Genomic DNA, 2,078 nt, shown 5'->3' with positions numbered 1-2,078 from the left:
GGAGATCCCCCCGCCTATCGGCACCCCCCTTATCAAGGGGAGATCCCCCCGCCTATCGGCACCCCCCTTATCAAGGGGGGCAGGGGGGATCGAACCGAAAATCCATTTTTAATTTAATTATAACCAGCTACTTAATTTTTAGGGAAGACGACGAGGATTCATGGTTTCTCCTGGGGTAATTTCTGCACTTTTAGAGTGGAGTAAGCGAGTTTGTTCGAGGATAGTTTCTAAGTCTTCATCTGAGAATTCTTGTACATAGTTTAATTTGACTTCTTCCAGGAAGATAATTAATAACATCTCGATTCTTTCTAGACTGTGACGGGATTGTAATTCCCCGGCGAGAGATTGCCCGAAACGCTGGACTAATTGCTGAACTAAACGCTCAAAAACTTCGTCTTCCTGGGTAATCTTTTCAGCTATATTAACAAAGGATTGATACAATTGACTAGATAAGCGATTGCTCAAGTCAGTTTTTAACCCTTTCATGCCGGGTAATCGCAATAAGCTCTGATAAGCGGGAGTTTGACTGAGAATTTTCTCGATATTGTATTTAATTAAAGCTTCTGCTTCTGGTTTAACTTGCGGTAAAACCTTGTCAACGGTGCTATTAACTACTAACCGAAAAATTTCAATAACTTCATTAGTATCATTGAGATTATTATAGCCACCATTAAGGGATCGATTGAGAAAATTTTTCACTTGTCCCCGTCGAATATATTCCTGAATTTTATTAATTATTCTCAGGACAATTATCTCAGTAATATCTTTAGAAATTAGCGCAACTAAGCCTTTAATTGCCTGTTCTTTAATCAACCTTAAGTTAATAATTTTAACTTGATCTAGGCGAATAACGGTAGGAATAAATCGCAACCATCTCCAGATAGGAATAAACAGAAAAATATCGTACCATCGCCATAACATAGCCTCGCGCCAACGCAGGCCTTTATGAGTGCGAGCAATCCACCAAGTTCTCAGCATAAATTCCCAGAAAAAGATGGTACCAAATAAAAAATCGATCGCCTCAAAGTTATCTATCGGTCTCCCATCTTCTCCCAGGGGACGAAAATAATTAGTTTCTATTAAAGGTTGAATTTCTTGATTAAAAAACTTCAACTCTTTTTCCCAGCCATTTTGACTGAGATAATCCCAAGTCCAAAACTTCTGAAAGGCTGCTTTTGCGGAAACATTTTCTGTTTTAAAAACCCGCAAGCGCATTTTATTTTTAATCTTCTCTAAAGTCCCAGTTTTCTCCGCCAAGGCAAAGGGATTATTATCAATCATATTGACACTTTTTTGGCGCAAATTGTCTAAAATTTTCTCGATATCTTGGCGATATTCTTGCAGATTAAACTCTGGGTTAAAGAGCTTTTGATTAATTAGTTGATTAAGTTTATTAACCGTCTCTAAATATTCACTGGTACTGCGATAGGGTTTAATTCCTTTCACCACATCATACTTAGCGATTCCTTTAACAAAGGGAATTTCTAGGGGTTTATCGGGAGGTATTTGTAATTCTTGAAAGGAAATCAGCCCGAGTTTTATTGGTTCATTAAATCTTAATAAGGTTATTTGCAAGCGTCCCTGTAACCAAAAATCTCGCAGGGGAATATAGGTTAAATCGAAAATAACCAGAATATAATTACATAACACCAATAGGGCCATGCAAGTCTCAAAGAGATTGCGCGGGGAAAAACGACGGTTTCTGCTCACGGGGTTTTTAGTCAAAGTCATTAGCCTAGAAAGCACACTTTGACCATGGTAAACCGAAACGCCTAATTTTTGGGACCCAAAGCGATAGAAGTAGTGAAAAAAGAGCGGTTAAACTTGGTTCTGCCTCAGTAATTAATAGATGTAGTCTTCTATTCTGTGATAGCATCCTAGCAGATTCAGTTAAGTAGTTAAGTAGCTGGTTATAATTAAATTAAAAATGGATTTTAGGTTCGATCCCCCCTGCCCCTAGTGCTGTTTCATTTAAATTAAGTATAGCTGATTTTGAGTCAATAAATTTGACCGAAGATTCTCAAGTTTATCTTGTTCTAACCAAAAGAGTTAGTCACAATAACTAATCTTTAATCCTC

Annotated in this window: 1 protein-coding gene; it reads right to left on the bottom strand. The window is 37.7% G+C overall.

Going from position 1 to position 2,078, the window contains the following annotated elements; genetic code table 11:
- Positions 1-138: 138 nt before the first annotated feature.
- The gene (locus PX481_RS12175) at positions 139-1,731 is read right to left on the bottom strand and encodes a hypothetical protein (protein ID WP_288094649.1); all 1,593 of its coding nucleotides are present in this window, start codon (positions 1,729-1,731) and stop codon (positions 139-141) included.
- Positions 1,732-2,078 lie beyond the last annotated feature (347 nt).

Source organism: Microcystis sp. M53603_WE2 (genome assembly GCF_030065435.1).
The sequence above is the reverse complement of the archived record's forward strand: the minus strand, read 5'-3'. Positions and strand labels throughout refer to the sequence as shown.